Annotated in this window: 16 protein-coding genes and 1 pseudogene; 8 read left to right on the top strand and 9 right to left on the bottom strand. The window is 63.9% G+C overall.

What is annotated here, in order from left to right; all coding sequences use genetic code 11:
- Positions 1–33: 33 nt before the first annotated feature.
- Genes AB3X96_RS33395 through AB3X96_RS33380 form a run of 4 tightly spaced genes read right to left on the bottom strand, consistent with a single transcriptional unit; the run spans position 34 to position 4,710 of the window.
- Complete coding sequence (locus AB3X96_RS33395) at positions 34–834, bottom strand: ABC transporter ATP-binding protein (protein WP_368593012.1); 801 nt, start codon at positions 832–834, stop codon at positions 34–36.
- The gene (locus AB3X96_RS33390) at positions 831–1,700 is read right to left on the bottom strand and encodes an ABC transporter ATP-binding protein (RefSeq protein WP_368593011.1); all 870 of its coding nucleotides are present in this window, start codon (positions 1,698–1,700) and stop codon (positions 831–833) included. Before AB3X96_RS33390 ends, AB3X96_RS33395 begins: the two co-directional genes overlap by 4 nt.
- 11 nt (positions 1,701–1,711) lie before the next feature.
- Complete coding sequence (locus tag AB3X96_RS33385; RefSeq protein ID WP_368593010.1) at positions 1,712–3,535, bottom strand: ABC transporter permease; 1,824 nt, start codon at positions 3,533–3,535, stop codon at positions 1,712–1,714.
- A complete protein-coding gene (locus AB3X96_RS33380) occupies positions 3,532–4,710 on the bottom strand; it encodes an ABC transporter substrate-binding protein (RefSeq protein WP_368593009.1) in 1,179 nt (392 codons plus the stop codon). The genes AB3X96_RS33385 and AB3X96_RS33380 overlap by 4 nt, the downstream gene beginning before the upstream one ends.
- 338 nt (positions 4,711–5,048) lie before the next feature.
- Between AB3X96_RS33380 and AB3X96_RS33375 the strand changes: the two genes are divergently transcribed.
- The 5 genes from AB3X96_RS33375 to AB3X96_RS33355 all read left to right on the top strand — a co-directional run bounded on the left by AB3X96_RS33375 (position 5,049) and on the right by AB3X96_RS33355 (position 10,006).
- Positions 5,049–6,050 (top strand): LysR substrate-binding domain-containing protein, encoded by a 1,002-nt coding sequence (locus AB3X96_RS33375; RefSeq protein WP_368593008.1) that lies wholly within the window; start codon positions 5,049–5,051, stop codon positions 6,048–6,050.
- Positions 6,047–7,552, top strand: coding sequence for an NAD(P)-binding domain-containing protein (locus AB3X96_RS33370; RefSeq protein ID WP_368593007.1), 1,506 nt, complete (start codon positions 6,047–6,049; stop codon positions 7,550–7,552). Before AB3X96_RS33375 ends, AB3X96_RS33370 begins: the two co-directional genes overlap by 4 nt.
- Before the next feature lie 14 nt (positions 7,553–7,566).
- Positions 7,567–8,133 (top strand): CMD domain-containing protein, encoded by a 567-nt coding sequence (locus tag AB3X96_RS33365; RefSeq protein ID WP_368593006.1) that lies wholly within the window; start codon positions 7,567–7,569, stop codon positions 8,131–8,133.
- Positions 8,130–8,705 (top strand): peroxidase-related enzyme, encoded by a 576-nt coding sequence (locus tag AB3X96_RS33360; RefSeq protein ID WP_368593005.1) that lies wholly within the window; start codon positions 8,130–8,132, stop codon positions 8,703–8,705. The genes AB3X96_RS33365 and AB3X96_RS33360 overlap by 4 nt, the downstream gene beginning before the upstream one ends.
- A gap of 125 nt (positions 8,706–8,830) precedes the next feature.
- Positions 8,831–10,006: an ABC transporter substrate-binding protein gene (locus tag AB3X96_RS33355; protein ID WP_368593004.1), complete on the top strand. Its 1,176-nt coding sequence runs from the start codon at positions 8,831–8,833 to the stop codon at positions 10,004–10,006.
- 97 nt (positions 10,007–10,103) lie between these two features.
- Here AB3X96_RS33355 and AB3X96_RS33350 read toward each other — a convergent pair whose 3' ends face one another.
- Entirely contained in the window at positions 10,104–11,426 is a 1,323-nt protein-coding gene (locus tag AB3X96_RS33350; protein WP_368593003.1) for an LLM class flavin-dependent oxidoreductase, read from the bottom strand.
- Positions 11,427–11,636: 210 nt separating this feature from the next.
- Between AB3X96_RS33350 and AB3X96_RS33345 the strand changes: the two genes are divergently transcribed.
- A complete protein-coding gene (locus tag AB3X96_RS33345; RefSeq protein ID WP_368593002.1) occupies positions 11,637–12,206 on the top strand; it encodes a beta-class carbonic anhydrase in 570 nt (189 codons plus the stop codon).
- A 104-nt stretch (positions 12,207–12,310) separates the two neighbouring features.
- Here AB3X96_RS33345 and AB3X96_RS33340 read toward each other — a convergent pair whose 3' ends face one another.
- From AB3X96_RS33340 to AB3X96_RS33325, 4 genes and pseudogenes are all read right to left on the bottom strand, one after another.
- Positions 12,311–13,078 (bottom strand): amino acid ABC transporter ATP-binding protein, encoded by a 768-nt coding sequence (locus AB3X96_RS33340; RefSeq protein WP_368593001.1) that lies wholly within the window; start codon positions 13,076–13,078, stop codon positions 12,311–12,313.
- Positions 13,075–13,755 (bottom strand): ABC transporter permease subunit, encoded by a 681-nt coding sequence (locus AB3X96_RS33335; RefSeq protein ID WP_008920877.1) that lies wholly within the window; start codon positions 13,753–13,755, stop codon positions 13,075–13,077. The genes AB3X96_RS33340 and AB3X96_RS33335 overlap by 4 nt, the downstream gene beginning before the upstream one ends.
- Positions 13,756–13,775: 20 nt before the next feature.
- Positions 13,776–14,555 carry an amino acid ABC transporter substrate-binding protein gene (locus AB3X96_RS33330; RefSeq protein WP_368593000.1) on the bottom strand — a complete coding sequence of 260 codons (780 nt, stop codon included), beginning with the start codon at positions 14,553–14,555 and terminating at the stop codon, positions 13,776–13,778.
- Positions 14,556–14,636: 81 nt separating this feature from the next.
- Positions 14,637–14,891 (bottom strand): annotated as a pseudogene (locus AB3X96_RS33325) (sulfate transporter subunit); the annotation flags it as partial.
- Between the two features lie 287 nt (positions 14,892–15,178).
- Between AB3X96_RS33325 and AB3X96_RS33320 the strand changes: the two are divergent.
- Together AB3X96_RS33320 and groL are read left to right on the top strand one after the other, a co-directional pair.
- On the top strand, positions 15,179–15,469 hold the full coding sequence (locus AB3X96_RS33320; RefSeq protein WP_368592999.1) for a co-chaperone GroES: 291 nt from the start codon (positions 15,179–15,181) through the stop codon (positions 15,467–15,469).
- A gap of 13 nt (positions 15,470–15,482) precedes the next feature.
- Complete coding sequence (groL, locus tag AB3X96_RS33315) at positions 15,483–17,123, top strand: chaperonin GroEL (protein WP_368592998.1); 1,641 nt, start codon at positions 15,483–15,485, stop codon at positions 17,121–17,123.
- Positions 17,124–17,155: the final 32 nt, after the last annotated feature.

Below are 17,155 nucleotides of genomic sequence, written 5' to 3'. Positions count from 1 at the left end.
CGGCCGACGACGAGAGAAGCGACACAGCGCCGCTCACGACGCGGTCTGAGCCGCCAGCGATCCGCCGAGATAAGCGTCACGAATCCGCTGGTCGCCGAGCAATTCGCCCGCTGTGCCGGACAACACCACACGTCCCGTCTGCAGCACGTAACCGCGATGCGCGATCTGCAGCGCGAGGCTCGCATTCTGCTCGACCATGAAAAAGGAGAGGCCCTGCTGGTTGATCGTCTGGATCAGTTCGAGCACCTTGTCGACGTAAAGCGGCGACAGGCCCATCGTCGGCTCGTCCATGCAGACCAGCGCGGGTCGGCTCATCAAGGCGCGCGCCATCGCAAGCATCTGCTGTTCACCGCCGGAAAGCGTGCCGGCCCGTTGGGTCAGCCGCTCTTTCACGCGAGGGAAAAGCTCGAGCATGCGTTCGTAGTCGTCGCTGATACCTGCGCGATCGTTGCGTGTGAAAGCGCCCATCAGCAGGTTTTCGCGCACCGTCATGTCGCCGAAAAGACGCCGTGCTTCCGGCACCGAAGCGATGCCGCGCCGCACGATCTGCGAGGTCGGCAGGCCGTTCAACGGCTTACCGTCGAAGCTGATCGTGCCGGCTCGCGGTTTGTGCAGGCCAAGAATCACCTTCATCGCCGTCGATTTGCCGCTCGCATTGCCGCCCAGCAGGCTTACGATCTCGCCGCGGCCAATGCCGAGACTCACGCCGAAGTGCACCTGGATCTGCCCATAGAACGTGTCGATCTGGTCAAGTTTCAGCAACGGCTCGGTCATGGCGGTTTGTGCAGAGGGTGATGGGTTCGGCGCAACCAGATGAAGACTGGACCTATTCATGCGACCGCCGTTTCATTGCGGCCACTCGCCGCGCCGACCTGACGATGTCCAAGGTAGGCCTCGATCACGGCGGGATCGTCGCGCACCTCGGTCGGCAGCCCCGACGCGATCTTGCGGCCGTCTTCGAGCACGAGCACGCGATCGGAAAGCTGCATCACGAGGTCGAGCTTGTGTTCGATCAACAGGATGGTGAGCCCCTCGCGCTTCAGTTCGAGAATCAGTTCGAGCATTTCGGCGGTTTCGGACTCGTTCATGCCGGCGGTCGGCTCGTCGAGCAGAAGAATCCGCGGACGCAGCGCGAGCGCGCGCGCAATTTCGACGCGTCGACGGTTCGCATAGGACAGGCTGTGCGCCGGCTGGTCGAGACGCGGCGAGAGCCGCGTACCGAAGCGCGCCAGCAGCGCTGTCACTTCGTCGCGCAGCGCGGCGTCTTCGCGGCGTACCGGTGTGGGGCCGACCAGCGCACGTAGTACTTCCGCGAACGCTCCGACCACGGGCCAGCCGCGGCGCGTCATCTCGAGCCGCGCATGCGCGCCGATCAGCACGTTGTCGAGCACGCTCAGGTTACCGAACACCCGTCCATGCTGGAACGTGCGCGCGACGCCGCGCGCGGCAAGCTGCTCGGGCGCCATGCCGGTCACGTCTTCGCCGGCGAACTTCACCTGGCCTGAATCGGGCGTATCGATGCCGGTCAGCAGATTGAACAGCGTCGACTTGCCGGCGCCGTTCGGACCGATCACGCTCACGCATTCGCCGCGCGCAACCGACAAATTCACCTCGTCGACGGCCACCAGACCACCGAAACGGCGCGTGACGCGCCGCACGTCGAACAGGATGTCAGTGGTGCGTGGCAAAGAAGATGTCATGGTCGTCTCCGTCATACCGATCCGAACAGGCCTTGTGGCCGGAAGCGCACCAGCAGCAGCAATATCACGCCGTAGATCAGCATCCGGTAGTCGGCGGCAAAACGGAACAGCTCGGGCAGGCTGATCAGCGCGAGCGCACCGGCCACCGCGCCGATCACGCTGCCGAGACCGCCGAGAATCACCATCGTCAGCGCGAGAATCGACACTTGCGAGTCGAAGGTCTGATAGTTGATGTAGCTGTACAGATGCGCCGCGATGCCTCCGCCGATACCGGCCGCGAGGCCGCCGCAGGCAAAGGCGATTGCCTTGTAGCGGTTGGGCCGGATGCCATAGGCGCGCGCCGCCACGTCATCCTCGCGGATCGCGCGCCAGGTGCGGCCCAGGTGCGAGTGCAGGAGCCGCACCTGCAGCAGTGCGAGCAGCACGAGCACCGCGAGCGTGAACCAGTAGACGGCGCGCACGCCCGTCAACTGCCAGCCGAACAGCGACAGCGGGGCAATGCCCGTAATGCCGACGGGCCCACGCGTGAGGCTGTCCCAGTTCAGCACCACGAGGCCGATGATTTCACCGATCCCGAGCGTCGCAATCGACACATAGTGTCCACGCAGCCTGAACGACGGATAGACCAGCACCGTGCCGACCGCCGCGGTGATGAGGCCGGCAAGCGGAATCGTCAGCGCCGGCGACCAGCCCAGATTGATCGACAGCAGCGCCGACGCGTAAGCGCCGATCAGCAGCAGTGCCGCATGGCCCAGCGAAATCTGCCCGACCGTGCCCGCGACGAGCGTCAGGCTCAGTGCGAGCAGCCCATAGATCCAGCCATTGGTCAGCGTCTGCAGCACGTAGGAGGATGGAACGACGAGCGGCAGCACGAACGCAAGGGCCACCACCGCCGCAATCGTGCGGCGCGGAATCCGCAGCGCGCGGCGATTCGACAGGAAAGTGCCGGTCAGCGGCTCGGGCGGCAACCGGCGGCTCGCGCTGAAGAGTCCATTGGGCCGCCACACGAGAAACAGCAGCAACAGCACGAACGCGAACAGGTCGCGATAGCTGGTACCGAGCAGCGCCACCCCGTAGCTCTCGACGAGACCGAGCAGCAGGCTGCCGGCGATCGCGCCCGGCACGTTGCCCAGACCGCCGATCAGCAAGGCGACGACGCCCTTCAACGTCGCCTGAAAGCCCATCGCCGGATCGATGCTGTTGTAGTACATGCCGACCAGCAAGCCGCTCAGACCGCCGAGTCCGCAGGCAATCGCGAACACGGCCTGATTCACGGCATTCACATTGACACCCATCTGCTGCGCGGCATCGCGATCCTGGGCGGTCGCGCGTACTGCCCAGCCGAGTCGCGTGAAGCGCAGGAACACGTAAAGCACGCCCGCCGCGCCGATGCCAATGACCGCGATCAGCAGATCGAGCGAGCCAATCGTGGCTCCGCCAATCGACAGCGCCCACTCCGGCAGCGTACTCGGCACCGGACGCGGGTCGGGTCCGAACACGATCTGCGCGAGCTGGTCGAGCACGAAACTGATGCCGATGGTGGCGAGCAGCGGCGCGATCCGGGCCGCGCCCTGCAGCGGCCGCAGGCCGATCCGCTCGATCAGGATGCCGAGCAGCGCGCAGCCCGCGACAGTCGCCAGGAGCGCCACGGGCAGCGGCAGGCCGAGCCGCGTCAGACACAGCCAGCCGATGAAGCCGCCGACCATATACACGGAGCCGTGAGCGAAATTGATCAGATGCGATACGCCAAAGATCAGCGCGAGGCCGACCGCGAGCAGCGCATAGATATTGCCGACGATCAGTCCGTTGATCGTGTAGTCGAACCAGGCAGTCATAGCGCGTGCACGGCGCTCGCGCCGTCCCATAGCGCGAACTTGCCGTCCTTCACCACGAGATCGAGATTCTTTGCGCCTGCGACGCGGCGCGTCTGCGGATCGAACTTGAACTTGCCGAAAATCACGCTCGGCACGTCGTTGATTTTCGCGAAGCCGTCATGCACGGCCGCGCGATCCGCGCCGTAGCGACGGATCACTTCGCTGGCCAGAATCATGGCGTCGTACGCGCGGGCGGCGAAGGTGTCCGGATCGGAGCCATATTTGGCGCGATAGCGCTGCACGAAGCTTTGCACCTCAGGTCGCGGGTCGCCGGGGAAGAAGTTCGATTCGGTGTAGACGCCGTTCACCGCGGGCCCGCCGAGATCGAGGAATTTCGGCGAATAGACGGAGCCGACCGCCGCGATCGGCGTGCGCACACCGGCGGCTCGCGCCTGGCGAACGATCTGGGCGCCGTCGGAATAGTAGGAGATCAGCACGATCGAATCGGGTTCTTCGCTGCGCACGCGCGTGAGCGTCGCGCGGAAGTCCTTCTCGTTCGGTTGATACGCTTCGGCCGCGACGACCTGTGCGCCGTCGGCTGTAGCGGCTTTCGCGAAGATCTCCTTGCTGGTACGGCCCCAGTCCGTGTTCAGGTAAAGCACGGCGATCTTCCTGAAGCCAAGTCCCTTTGTCACGTAGTGCGCGAGCAAAGGCTGTTCTTCGGCCTGGCTGATCGCCGTGCTCCACATATAGTCGCCGCCCTTCGTGAAGTCAGGATGCGAGTTCGTGAAACCGAACTGCACGAGACCCGCGCGCTGGTACACCGGCGACGCGGCCATCGAGGCACCGCTCGACAGATCTCCCAATTCCAGCAGGATGCGTTTGTCGTCGGCGAACTTCTGTGCGATCGCGACGGCCTGACGCGGATCGCTACGGCTGTCCTCGAAGTCATAGCTGAGCGGATGGCCGTCGATCCCGCCATTGCCGTTGATCTGTTCGAGCGCGAGATCGAAGCCACGCTTCCATTGCTCGCCGTATTGCGCATCCTGGCCGCTGAGCGGTCCGGTCACGCCGACCCAGTACGGATCGGCCGCGCGCGCCGCGGGCATCATGGCGCCGGTTGCAATCGCCAGCGCGCCGGCCAGTTGAAGCAGCGTGCGGGCCGCACTGCGCTTGTTGTTCCACAGAATCGACATACAGGTCTCACGCTATCGAATAGAGTGAGGCCATGTAACCATCCGCGCGGACGCGGGCCAACGAAGATACGTGCCTAAGCTTATTCCAGTACATCCAAAAAGCTTGTGAAGACGAATGCTGAGGCACTGTTCGAGAGCGCGTGCGACAGACTCATCTACTCAGAAACCCCCTTATTTCAAGCGCTTTTGCGCGTTTCGAGATCATTGCGACTCGACCGACGCAGAGCGCGCACGCAGCCGCGCACCGTCGCTTTTGTCAATTGCATAGCGGAATTTATTATAAGAATTGCGCATTCAATGGCTCCTAAAATGCACCCATCACATGGATGAGGCATCGCATGGAGCTGCATCAACTCGAAGCGTTCTCGGCGGTCATGTCGACGGGCAGCATGACCGGTGCCGCGCGATTGCTCGGGCGCTCGCAACCGGGCGTCACGAGAACGATCCAGGATCTCGAACAGGAGATCGGCTATGCGCTGTTCGAACGCAAAGGCCCCCGCGTCACACCGACGAGCCGCGCGTTCCGGCTTTATGGCGAAGTCGAGCGCTCGTTGATCGGTCTCTCGGCGATCGAGGCCAGCGCGCGCGCGATCGGCCGCGACGAGGCCATGCCATTACGCGTGGTCGCGACGCCCGCGCTCGCCGCGGCACTGGCGCCGCGCGCGCTCGCGAAGCTCGCGCAAGGAAGCGCACGCGTCGACACGCAACTGCGCAGCGCGTCCGCCGAGCAGGTCGTCGAGGCGTTGCTGTCACGTTCCGCCGACATCGGTATCGCGACGCTTCCGCTCGATCATGCGGCGCTCGACGTGCACTACATCATCGAAGCGCCGTGCGTCGCGGTGCTGCATCGGCACGACCCGCTCGCGCAGGAGGCGGTGCTGCCGCTCGCGCGCCTCGAGGGCCAGCCAGTCGCTACGCTGGCGAACCGTTATCGTCTGCGCAGCCGCATCGATCGTGCGTTCGACGAGGCCGGTGTCGCGCTTCACGTGGTGCTCGAAACGAACGCTTCGCTGAACGCGATGATGGCTGCGCAACAACAACTCGGCGTCGCCATCGTCGATCCGGTGACCGCGTTCGGCATGCGCCTCGCGGACGTCGAAGTGAGACCGCTCGATGTGCCCATTCCGTTCCTATATGGCGTCGTGACACTGTCCAGCCGGCCGCGCGGTGGCGACGTGAATGCGATGATCGACATTCTCGCGGAGGTGTCGCATACGCTTCTACCTGGGGCCGTGCGTCACGCGGCGTCACATCATGGCGCGCTGATTGCTCACGATCGGACCGATAGCTCTGCCGATTCCCCCTCTTATGCTCACCACGACATCGGAGCCTCGGCATGAGCGCAACGCCTCCTCCTCACGCCACCATCGGACTGGCCGCGCTCGAAGCGCGGCTTCGCGAGGACCTCGCCTGGCTCGAGCTTCCCGCGCCTTCGTGGGTACCGGCGCAGACGTCCAACGGACAGCGGGTGCTCGATGTCGCCATCATCGGAGCGGGCATGGCTGGGCTCGCGGCGAGCGCCGAATTGCGCCTCCTCGGCATCGACAATCAGCGGCTCTTCGATCAGGCGCCGGCCGGCGAGGAAGGCCCGTGGGTCACCTACGCCCGGATGCAGACACTGCGCTCTCCCAAACAACTGACCGGACCCGCGCTGCGCTTGCCCGCATTAACGTTCCGCGCCTGGTACGAAGCCCAGTTCGGCCGCGAGCAATGGAGCGCGCTCTACAAGATTCCGCGTGCGCAATGGATGGACTATCTGCGCTGGTATCGGCGCGTGCTCGATCTGCCGGTACGCAATGACACGCGCGTCGAGAAATTGCGCACGCGCAGCGATGGTCTGATCGAGCTTGCGCTGTTGCATGGCCCGGCCAACGACAGCGGCGCAGCACAGCGCGAAACCGTGCTAGCTCGCCATGTCGTGCTAGCAACCGGCCGTGAGGGCCTCGGCGGCCCGTACGTTCCCGAGGTTGCCCGCGACGTTCCGCGTCATCTGCGCGCACACTCGTCGGATCCGATCGACTTTGCCGCGTTGCGCGGCAAACGTGTCGGCGTGATCGGCGCAAGCGCAAGCGCGTTCGATAACGCCGCTAGCGCTCTCGAGGCGGGGGCTGGACGAGTCGACCTGTTCGTGCGTCGCGCGGCGCTCCCGCGCATCAACAAGCTGACCGGCATCGGCAGTCCTGGCCTCGTTCATGGCTTCGCGAGTCTGCCCGACGCCTGGAAGTGGCGCTTCCTGCACTATTCCGCGCACACGCAGACACCACCGCCGCGCGACAGCGTGCTGCGGGTCGCCGCCCACGCCCAGGCTCACTTGCACCTGGCGAGCCCGCTGAGGCGCCTGCGCCACGAAGGCGACACGATCGTCCTCGACACGCCCCGGGGACAATACACCGTCGACTATCTGATCTTCGCGACCGGCTTTCACTCGGAAATCGACACGCGAGACGAGTTCGCGCCGATCGCGCCGCACGTGCGCCGCTGGCGCGACCGCTTTACACCGGCGGCCGAGTTGCCCAACGAAGAGCTCGCCAGCTCGCCGGACCTCGATCGCAACTTCGCGTTCCAGGAGCGCGTTCCCGGGACCTGTCCGGCGCTGGCGCGCATCCACTGCTTCAATCACGCGGCAAGTCTGACGCACGGTAAGGTCGCCGGCGACATTCCAGCGATCAGCGACGGCGCCCAGCGGCTCGCGCGCGCGATCGCCGCGATGCTGTTCAACGCCGACCGCGATACGCACTACGCCGCACTGCAAGCTTTCGACACCGCGGAACTCGCGGGAGACGAATGGGCCGACGCCGATGCCGCTGCCGGCACGCTGCCCATCGACACCGCTGCCTTTTAATGGACCCTGACCTGATGTCTTCATCCGCCGATTCCCTCCCGGCCACCGTGGCCGACGACTTCGTCGCGCAACTCGCGGGACTGGCGCCCGACGGCGCGACCGCCGCGCTGCGCGCGTTTCGCGGCGACGCGACACGCTATACGCAGGGCAGCCACGACGCGCTGTTCTCGAACGATGTCGCCGATCTAACGGTTCGCGAGCGGCTCCATGCTGCCTGGTACGCGGCCTTGTTGTCGAACGCGGAGCAGACTGCGCTCGCGTATCGCGGGCGTCTGCTGGCACTGGCAGCCGCCACTGACGCGGGGACGGCGGCAACGAACTCGCTGCTCGATGCAATCGCCGAGCATCGAGCCGTTCCGATCGCGCCGATTGCATCTAGGGACGAGCGGCTCACCGCGATCCTGCTTCATACCGAAGCCCTGACGCTGCGTCCCGCCGCAACCGCCAAGCCGGCACTCGCGACGCTACGGGCGGCTGGCCTCACGACACGCGCGATCGTCGCGCTCTCGCAGCTCGTCGCGTTCGTCACATACCAGGTGCGGGTCGTCGCCGTGTTGCGGGCATTGGAGGCACGAGCATGAGTTCGAATCACGGCTTTACGACGCAGACACTCGGCTGGTCCGCATGGCTCGATACGGTGCCGCTCGAACAGGCTTCGCCCGAGCAGACCGCGGTACTCGAAGCGAGCCACCCGCAAGCGAAGACGTCCGACTACTACCTGTTGCTGGTGCACGAGGCCGAAATCCTGCGGCAACGATCGGGCGCATTCAATAGCATCATGTATGCGCCAGGCGGGTTGTCGCGCGCGGAGCGCGAGCTCGCGAGCACGGTCGTCTCGCGGGTCAACGGATGCGTGTACTGCGCATCGGTGCATGCGCAGCGTTTCCAGCAACTCGCGAAGCGCGACGACGTGATCCAGCAGATCTTCGCCGCACCCGACACCGCGGGCACGACGGAACGCGAGCGCGCGATCGTGCGATATGCGATCGATCTCACGCTGTATCCGCAAGCGGTCAAAGCGGAATCCCTCGACGCGCTTCGCCGCGCCGGGCTCGACGATGCGCAGATTCTCGATCTGAGCCACGTGATTGCGATCTTTGCGTGGGCCAACCGTTTGATGCTGACGTTGGGCGAACCGGTGTTTCCCGACTGATCGATGTCAGTGCCGCTTCGACCACGCAGCGCGGCTGCCAGCGAATGGATATGACAATCGCTTGGTTGCCGCGCGATGGGATGCATTAGAGACTTGCAGTCCAATCCGTTTTGATGGAATCCGTCATGTCCACCACGCGTTCTTCCGCGCTGTACCGCCGACTCTTCGCACTCGCCGGCGCTGTATTCGCTCTCTCCTCTCCCGCCGTTTCGTTCGCGGCGCCCGCCAGCGGCGAGCCGGTTTTCTTCGGCGTCAGCGGTCCGCTGACCGGTCCGAATGCGCAATACGGCGCGCAATGGAAAGCCGGCTTCGACCTCGCGCTCGACCAAATCAACAGCGACGGGGGTATCAACGGCCATCCGTTGCAGTATGTGTTCGAAGACAGTCAGAGCGATCCGCGCCAGTCGGTCGCCATCGCGCAGAAGTTCGTGGACGACAAGCGCATCCTGATCGAACTCGGCGATTTCTCGAGCCCAGCTTCGATGGCGGCCTCGCCGATCTATCAGCGCGCGGGTCTCGTCCAGCTAGGCTTTACCAACTCGCATCCCGACTTCACGAAGGGCGGCGACTTCATCTGGAGCCCGTCGGTCAGCCAAGCGGACGCGCAACCGCTGCTCGCGGATCTGGCCGTCAAGCAGGGCTTCAGGCGGATCGCCGTGCTGTTCCAGAACACCGACTGGGGCCGCGCCAGCAAGGACGTCTTCGAGAGAGCGGCAGCGGCGCGCGGCGCGCAGGTCATCGCGGCCGAAGGCTATCAGCCCACCGACAAGGATTTTCGGGCGACGCTGCTGCGTGTGCGCGATACGAAGCCCGACGCGCTCGTGCTGATTTCGTACTACTCGGACGGCGCGCAGATCGTTCGTCAGGCGCGCACGGGCGGCATCACCCTACCGATCGTGGCAGCGAGTTCGGTGTACTCGCCGAAATTCATGGAACTCGGCGGCGACGCGGTGAACGGCGTGACCACCAACACGAGCTTTTTCCCCGGCGACCACAGCCCCGAAGTCCAGCGTTTCGTTCGCGACTTCGAAGCGAAGTACCATCACGAGCCCGACGCCTTCAATGCGTTCGCCTACGACGCCACGATCATTGCCGCTTACGCGTTGCGCACAGGCGGGCTCGATCGCCGCGGCGTGCGTGATGCGCTGCCGAAGCTGCATGACGCGCCGAGCGTCGTCTTCGGCAAAGCGACGTTCGATCCGGCCACGCGACGCGTGATCGGTGTGAAGAGCGTCAACCTCGTCGTCGAGAATGGGCAGTGGGCGCTGCTCGGCAGCAAGCCCTCACTGGCGGCCAAGTAGCGGCGGACGGCTTCGCGCGGAGCAAACGAGGACCAAACGCGGACCAGAATGCGGCGGGCCGCGCGCGAGCCCTCCGCTTGCTCCGGCAGCGCCTGCGTCACGCGGGAAAAAACCGGTTCTCAGGCCTTGGCAACCCAAGATTCTCGCGCAGCGTCTTTCCTTCGTACTCGCGCCGGAACAGTTCCCGCTTCTGCAACTCGGGAATGACTTTATCGACGAAATCGTCGAGACCGGCCGGAAGATGCGAGAACATCACGTTGAACCCGTCCGAGCCCTCTTCCTGCAGCCACTGCTCCATCTGGTCCGCGATCGTTTGAGCCGTGCCGACCATCTCCAGCCCGGAGTATCCGCCGATGCGCTGCGCGAGTTGGCGGATCGTCAATCCATCCCGCTGCGCCCATTCCACGACTCGTTGCCGCGCGGTACGGCTGGCGTTGGTCTCAGGAATTTCCGGCAGCGGTCCGTCTGGATCAAGACCGGATACATCGTGTCCCAACGCAATCGATAACGAAGCGATGCCGCTTTCATAGTGAACGAAGGTATCGAGCCGCTCGCGCGTTTCGCGCGCCTCTTCGAGCGTATCGCCCACGACGACGAAGGCCGCCGGCAATATCTTCATGTGATCGCGCGATCGGCCGTGTTTCTCCATGCGGCTTTTTACATCGGCGTAGAAGCGCTTTCCGTCGGCCAGCGTGGTTTGCGCGGTGAACACGACTTCAGCGGTTTCCGCGGCAATCTGCCGTCCCGCTTCCGATGAACCCGCCTGAACGATCACGGGCCAGCCCTGAATCGGGCGGGCGATATTCAAAGGACCGCGCACCGAGAAGTTCGCGCTTTTGTAGTTCAGCACATGCAGCTTCTGCGGGTCGAAGTATGTTCCGCTCGCCGTATCGCGGATAAAAGCGTCATCGGCCCAGCTATCCCACAGACCCGTGACCACGTCGAAGAACTCGCGGGCGCGCCGATACCGCTCGTCGTGTTCGACGTGCTCGTCGAGGCCGAAATTGAGCGCCGCGTCCGGATTCGACGTCGTCACGAGATTCCAACCGGCGCGGCCGCCGCTGATATGGTCGAGCGAGGCGAACCGCCTGGCCACGTGATACGGCGCGTCGAAGGTCGTGGACGCGGTGGCGACGAGACCCAGCCGCTCGGTGACCGCCGCGAGTGCGGGGAGCAACGTAAGCGGCTCGAACGAGGTGACCGTGTGGCTGTGCCTGAGGGCGTCGAGCGGCATATTGAGCACCGCGAGGTGGTCGGCCATGAAGAACGCGTCGAAACGGCCGCGCTCGAGCGTCTGCGCAAAACGCTTCAGATGCCCGAAATTGAAGTTGGCATCGGGATAGGCGCCCGGATGGCGCCATGCACCGGTGTGAATCGTCGTGGGACGCATGAAGGCGCCGAGGCGAAGCTGACGTGACATGAACCGATCTCCATCGCGAACAGGGTCGCGCCAGTTTAATGCTGCTGCGCCGCGCTTGCTCGGCTGGGCTGCGTGATTCGATTCGCGCGCGCGCAGGGATGCGCAGCGTGCAATCTATGCATATGGCAATTGCTTCTATAGCCCCGCGTTCTTTCGGGCGGTATCTGAATTACCGTGATTGCGGTTCCCCAACATCGTGGATACCTGATCATGTCTGTCCTGAACGAAGTGCTGGAGGCTAACGAACGGTACGCCGCAACGTTCGGCGAAAAAGGATCGCTTGCGTTGCCGTCCGCGCGGCGCTTCGCCATTCTGACCTGCATGGACGCCCGCCTCGATCCCGCCCGATACGCGGGCCTCGCCGAGGGCGACGCGCACGTGATTCGCAACGCGGGTGGCCGTGCAAGCGAGGACGCCATCCGCTCGCTGGTGATCTCCTACAAGCTGCTTGGGACCCGCGAGTGGTTCGTGATCCATCACACGGACTGCGGCATGGAGCTGTTCACGGACGATGTCATTGCCGGTCTGCTCGAGCAGAGCCTGGAGACCGCGAACATCGACGCCAGCGGCTGGCACGATAGCGGTCATGGCCCGGGCTCGACCGAGGGCCGCTATATCAAGTGGCACACGATTAGCGATGCCAGACAAAGCGTCATCGACGACGTACGGCGTATCGCGGCACATCCGCTCGTGCCGGCTGGCATTCCGATCTATGGCTACATTTACGACGTACGCACTGGCCGTCTGATCGAAGTGTCCGATGCGAATCGCGCCGCCTGAACTTCGCTGTCCAGTCGCGAAGCGGTACCGGTACTAACGGCGGTTGGTGCACGCACTCCTGCGCGAAGGAGCATCCGGCGCCGTCGCCCAACCGGATATCGACTTCAATCGCCGCAGCTGTCCGGCACACTCAAGGTCAACGTCGACACGAAACGTGCCGTCTCCTGCTCGCGGGGCCGCGTAAAAATATCGCGCGACGGGCCCGCCTCCACCACGACGCCGTTGTTCAGAAACACCACGTCACGAGCAATCAATGCCGCAAGACGCAGGTCGTGGGTTGCCATCAACATCGTCATCCCCTCGCTGGCGAGTTGCTTGAGCACCTCGATCACTTCGACGGCCAGCCCAGGGTCGAGCGCCGAGGTCGGCTCGTCGCACAGCAACACCTCGGGCGACGGCGCCAGCGCTCGTGCAATCGCGACGCGCTGCTGCTGTCCGCCCGACAACGTGGCGGGCCACACATCCGCCTTGTGCGCGATACCGACCTTCGTCAGCAGTGCGCGCGCCCGTTCCCGCGCCCGTTCCTTGTCCCACTTCTGCACGGTAAGCAGCCCTTCCATCACGTTCTGGATCACCGTCAGATACGGGAACAACTGGAAGTTCTGGAACACCATGCCGGTACGGCGCCGGATAGCGAGCAACTGATCGCGCGCGGGTTTCTGGTCCGGGCGGAATTCGAGGCGCTGATCGCCGAGTTCGAGGACACCGCTATCGGGAATTTCAAGCAGGTTCACGCAGCGCAATAGCGTGCTTTTACCGCTGCCCGAAGGGCCGATCAACGCGGTCACGTTGCCGGGGGCGAGCGTCAAATCCACCGAACTCAATACCCGCTGTGCGCCGAAGGACTTGTCGATTTTTTGCAGCTTGATCATGCGTTGCCTGCTTCGAACAAGGCATGGCGGCCAAATCGCTGCTCGAGCCTGACCTGCACCGACGACAATACGGAACTGAACAGCAGATAGACCAGCGCGGCTTGCGTATAGAGAATCAGCGGTTCATACGTCACCGACGCGATACGTTGCGCAGCCTGAAATACCTCGGGCACGGTCAGCACGGCCGCGAGCGAAGTGTCCTTGACGAGCGAGATGAACGAGTTGGATAGCGGCGGCAATGCGACCCGCGCAGCCTGCGGCAGAATCACGCGGCGCAGTGCCTCCGCGCGCGTCATCCCCATCGAATAAGCCGCTTCCCACTGCCCTTTCGGAATCGACTCGATGACGCCGCGAATCACTTCCGAGTTGTATGCGCCTACATTGAGCGAGAAGCCGATCGTGGCCGCGGTCAACGGGTCGAGTACGATGCCCACATTGGGCAAACCGTAAAAAATCACGAACAGTTGCACCAGCAGAGGCGAGCCTCGAATCAGCCACACGTAGAAGCGTACGACCGCCACCGCCCAGCGCGGACCAAACAGCCGCACCAGCGCGGCGGCCAATGCCAGCGTCAGTCCGACACCGAACGACGCAAGCGTGAGCGGCACAGTGAACACGAGCCCCGCATACAACAGCGGCCCCAGCGACTGCGCCATCAGATGCAACCATGCCGGCATGAGTCAGATCCGCCCGGCGCTTACTGCGACAGGTCTTTGCCGAAATACTTCTGCGAGATCTTCCCGTAGGTGCCGTCCGCCTTGAGATCCGCGAGCGCCTTGTCGATCGCCGCCACCAGTTGCGGGTTGCCTTTGCGCACGAGGACCGCCGACTTGTCGCTGTCGGCGGAATTGTCGATCGCGGCGATCCTGACCTGTGCATCCGGCTTGTGTTTCTTGAAGTCGAGGAACGACAACGAATCGTTGACGGTCGCATCGACCCGGCCCGAAGTCAGCAGATCGATCGATTCGTTAAAGCCTTGCACGGCTATGACTTCCGCGCCATGGTCCTTAGCGATTTTGCCGAAATTGCTGGTCAACGTGTTCGCGGACTTCTTGCCCTTCAGATCGTCGAAGGTCTTGATCGTCGTGTTGTCCGTGCGCACGATCAGCGCGGCATGGGAAGCGATATATGGCGTGGAGAAATCGTATTTGACCTTGCGCGCGTCGGTGACGGCCACCTCGTTGATCACCGCGTCGTAGCGATTGACGTCGAGGCCTGCAATCAGACCGTCCCACTTACCCTCGACGAACTCTGGCTTCACGCCGATACGTTTCGCGATGTCGGTCGCGATCTCGACGTCGAAGCCGGTCAGCTTGCCCGATTCGTCGTGGTAAGTGAACGGTGGGTACGTGCCCTCGGTGCCCACCTTGAACACACCAGACGACTTGATCTGAGCGAATTCGTCCGCGGCGAATGCCGGGGACACGGCCACTGCCTGCAGCAGGGCAACCAACAGAATCGTGCGAATCGACTTCATGACAATGTGCTCCGCGAAGTGAGGAAGTGGAAAGCCGGTTTGCTATCTATCCAGCCAGCCGGCAGGCCAGCGTGGGCGCTCGCCCGTTACCACCGTGCGCGCCTGGCGGGAAGAGCCGCCGTGCGACTGCTTCACTTGCAGCCTGATTCCCGTTTGCCGCTGGTACGCCGTGATGAACTGGGCATCAAGGCTCCGATACAGCTCGCGAGTCGGATCGTACGACACGTTCAGGATCTCGTTGGTCGCATCGCCATGAACGTTTTTCACGCCGATCAGCGTCACGACGATCGCGACACCGGCGACGGCGGCAAGATTGAGCAACGACGGGCGTTTCATTTCCTCTCCGGCGGGGGAACGCATCCCTGTGCAACACACGGTTAGCCTCGCGGCATCGGTCCGCTACGGACCGTCATCGATCTGCGATTGTGTGCCTGGCCGAATCGCGTAGTGAACCAATTTCTTCTGCTATGCAAAGCGCCGGATGCTTTCGTTCTGGCGATGCTTTTCATATGCGCAAACATTGGTTTGATTTGCGTTCGCGCCGACTTAACGTCCTGAATCCGGCGCCACGGAGCGCATTACCAATAGCTACTTATCGCTACCTATCAGGAAGGAAACAACCGATGAGCCTACGTCCTTTACATGACCGCGTGATCGTCAAGCGTCTCGATCAGGAGACCCGCACCGCGTCGGGCATCGTGATCCCCGACAGCGCGGCGGGAAAGCCCGACCAGGGCGAAATCCTCGCCGTCGGGCCCGGCCGCCGCGGCGAGGACGGCAAGCGCGTCGAACCGGACCTGCAGGTCGGTGATCGCGTGTTGTTCGGCAAGTATGCGGGGCAGGCGGTGAAGGTCGACGGCAACGAACTGCTGGTACTGCGCGAGGAAGATATCGTCGCAGTCGTTCAAATCTGAGGAGAAAGCAAACATGGCAGCCAAAGAAGTCGCTTTCAGCGATAACGCACGTTCCAAACTGGTTGAAGGCGTCAACCTGCTCGCCAATGCGGTGAAAGTGACGCTCGGTCCGAAGGGCCGCAATGTCGTGCTCGAACGCAGTTTCGGCAGCCCGGTCGTGACCAAGGACGGTGTGTCCGTCGCGAAGGAAATCGAGCTGGCCGACAGGTTGCAGAACATCGGCGCGCAGCTCGTCAAGGAAGTCGCGTCCAAGACCAGCGACGCCGCGGGCGACGGCACGACCACCGCGACCGTGCTCGCCCAGGCGATCGTCCGCGAGGGTCAGAAATACGTCGCGGCGGGCCTCAATCCGCTCGATCTGAAGCGCGGCATCGACAAGGCCGTCGTCGCGGCCGTCGCGGAGCTGAAGAAGATCAGCAAGCCGACGACCACCAGCAAGGAGATCGCTCAGGTCGCGACCATCTCGGCCAACGGCGAAGAATCGATCGGCCAGCGCATCGCGGAAGCGATCGACCGTGTCGGCAAGGAAGGCGTGATTACCGTCGAAGACGGCAAGTCGCTCGCGGACGAGCTCGACGTCGTGGAAGGTCTGCAGTTCGACCGCGGTTATCTGTCGCCCTACTTCATCAACAATCAGGACCGGCAGATCGCCGCGCTCGAACAACCTTACGTGCTGCTGCACGACAAGAAGATCTCGAACATCCGCGATCTGCTGCCGATCCTCGAACAGGTCGCCAAGTCCAGCCGGCCGCTGTTGATCATCGCGGAAGACGTCGAAGGCGAAGCGCTCGCGACGCTCGTCGTGAACAATATTCGCGGCATTCTGAAGACGGTGGCGGTGAAGGCTCCCGGCTTCGGCGATCGCCGCAAGGCGCTGCTCGAAGACATCGCGATCCTCACGGGCGGCCAGGTCATCGCCGAGGAAACGGGCCTGACGCTCGAAAAAGCAACGCTCGCCGAACTCGGCCAGGCCAAGCGCATCGAGGTCGGCAAGGAGAACACCACGGTCATCGATGGCGCCGGCGAGAAGAGCAACATCGAGGCTCGCGTGAAGCAGATTCGTGCGCAGATCGCGGAGGCGACCTCGGACTACGACCGTGAAAAGCTGCAGGAACGCGTCGCAAAGCTCGCGGGCGGCGTCGCCGTCATCAAGGTCGGCGGCGCGACGGAAATCGAGGTGAAAGAAAAGAAAGACCGTGTCGACGATGCGCTGCACGCGACGCGCGCGGCCGTCGAAGAAGGCATCGTGCCGGGCGGCGGCGTCGCGCTGATCCGCGTGAAGCAGGCGATCGCCGCACTGCAGGGCGCGAACGCGGATCAGAACGCCGGCATCAACATCGTGCGCCGCGCACTCGAAGAACCGCTGCGCCAGATCGTCGCGAATGCGGGCGAGGAAGCGAGCGTGATCGTCGCCAAGGTAGCCGAAGGCAGCGGCAACTATGGCTACAACGCGGCAACCGGCGAATATGGCGACCTCGTCGAAACGGGTGTGGTCGATCCGACGAAAGTCACGCGCACGGCATTGCAGAATGCCGCTTCCGTGGCCAGCCTGCTGCTGACGACCGACGCCACCGTGCACGAAGCGCCCAAGGATGCGGCAGCGGCCGCATCGCCAGCGGGACCCGGTGCGGGCGGTCCCGGCTTCGACTTCTAGTCCTTCCGCCTGACCCTGCTGACGCCGCGAGG

Origin of the sequence: Paraburkholderia sp. BR13439 (assembly GCF_040948805.1) — a bacterium.
Lineage (GTDB): Bacteria > Pseudomonadota > Gammaproteobacteria > Burkholderiales > Burkholderiaceae > Paraburkholderia > Paraburkholderia youngii.
The sequence above is the reverse complement of the archived record's forward strand: the minus strand, read 5'-3'. Positions and strand labels throughout refer to the sequence as shown.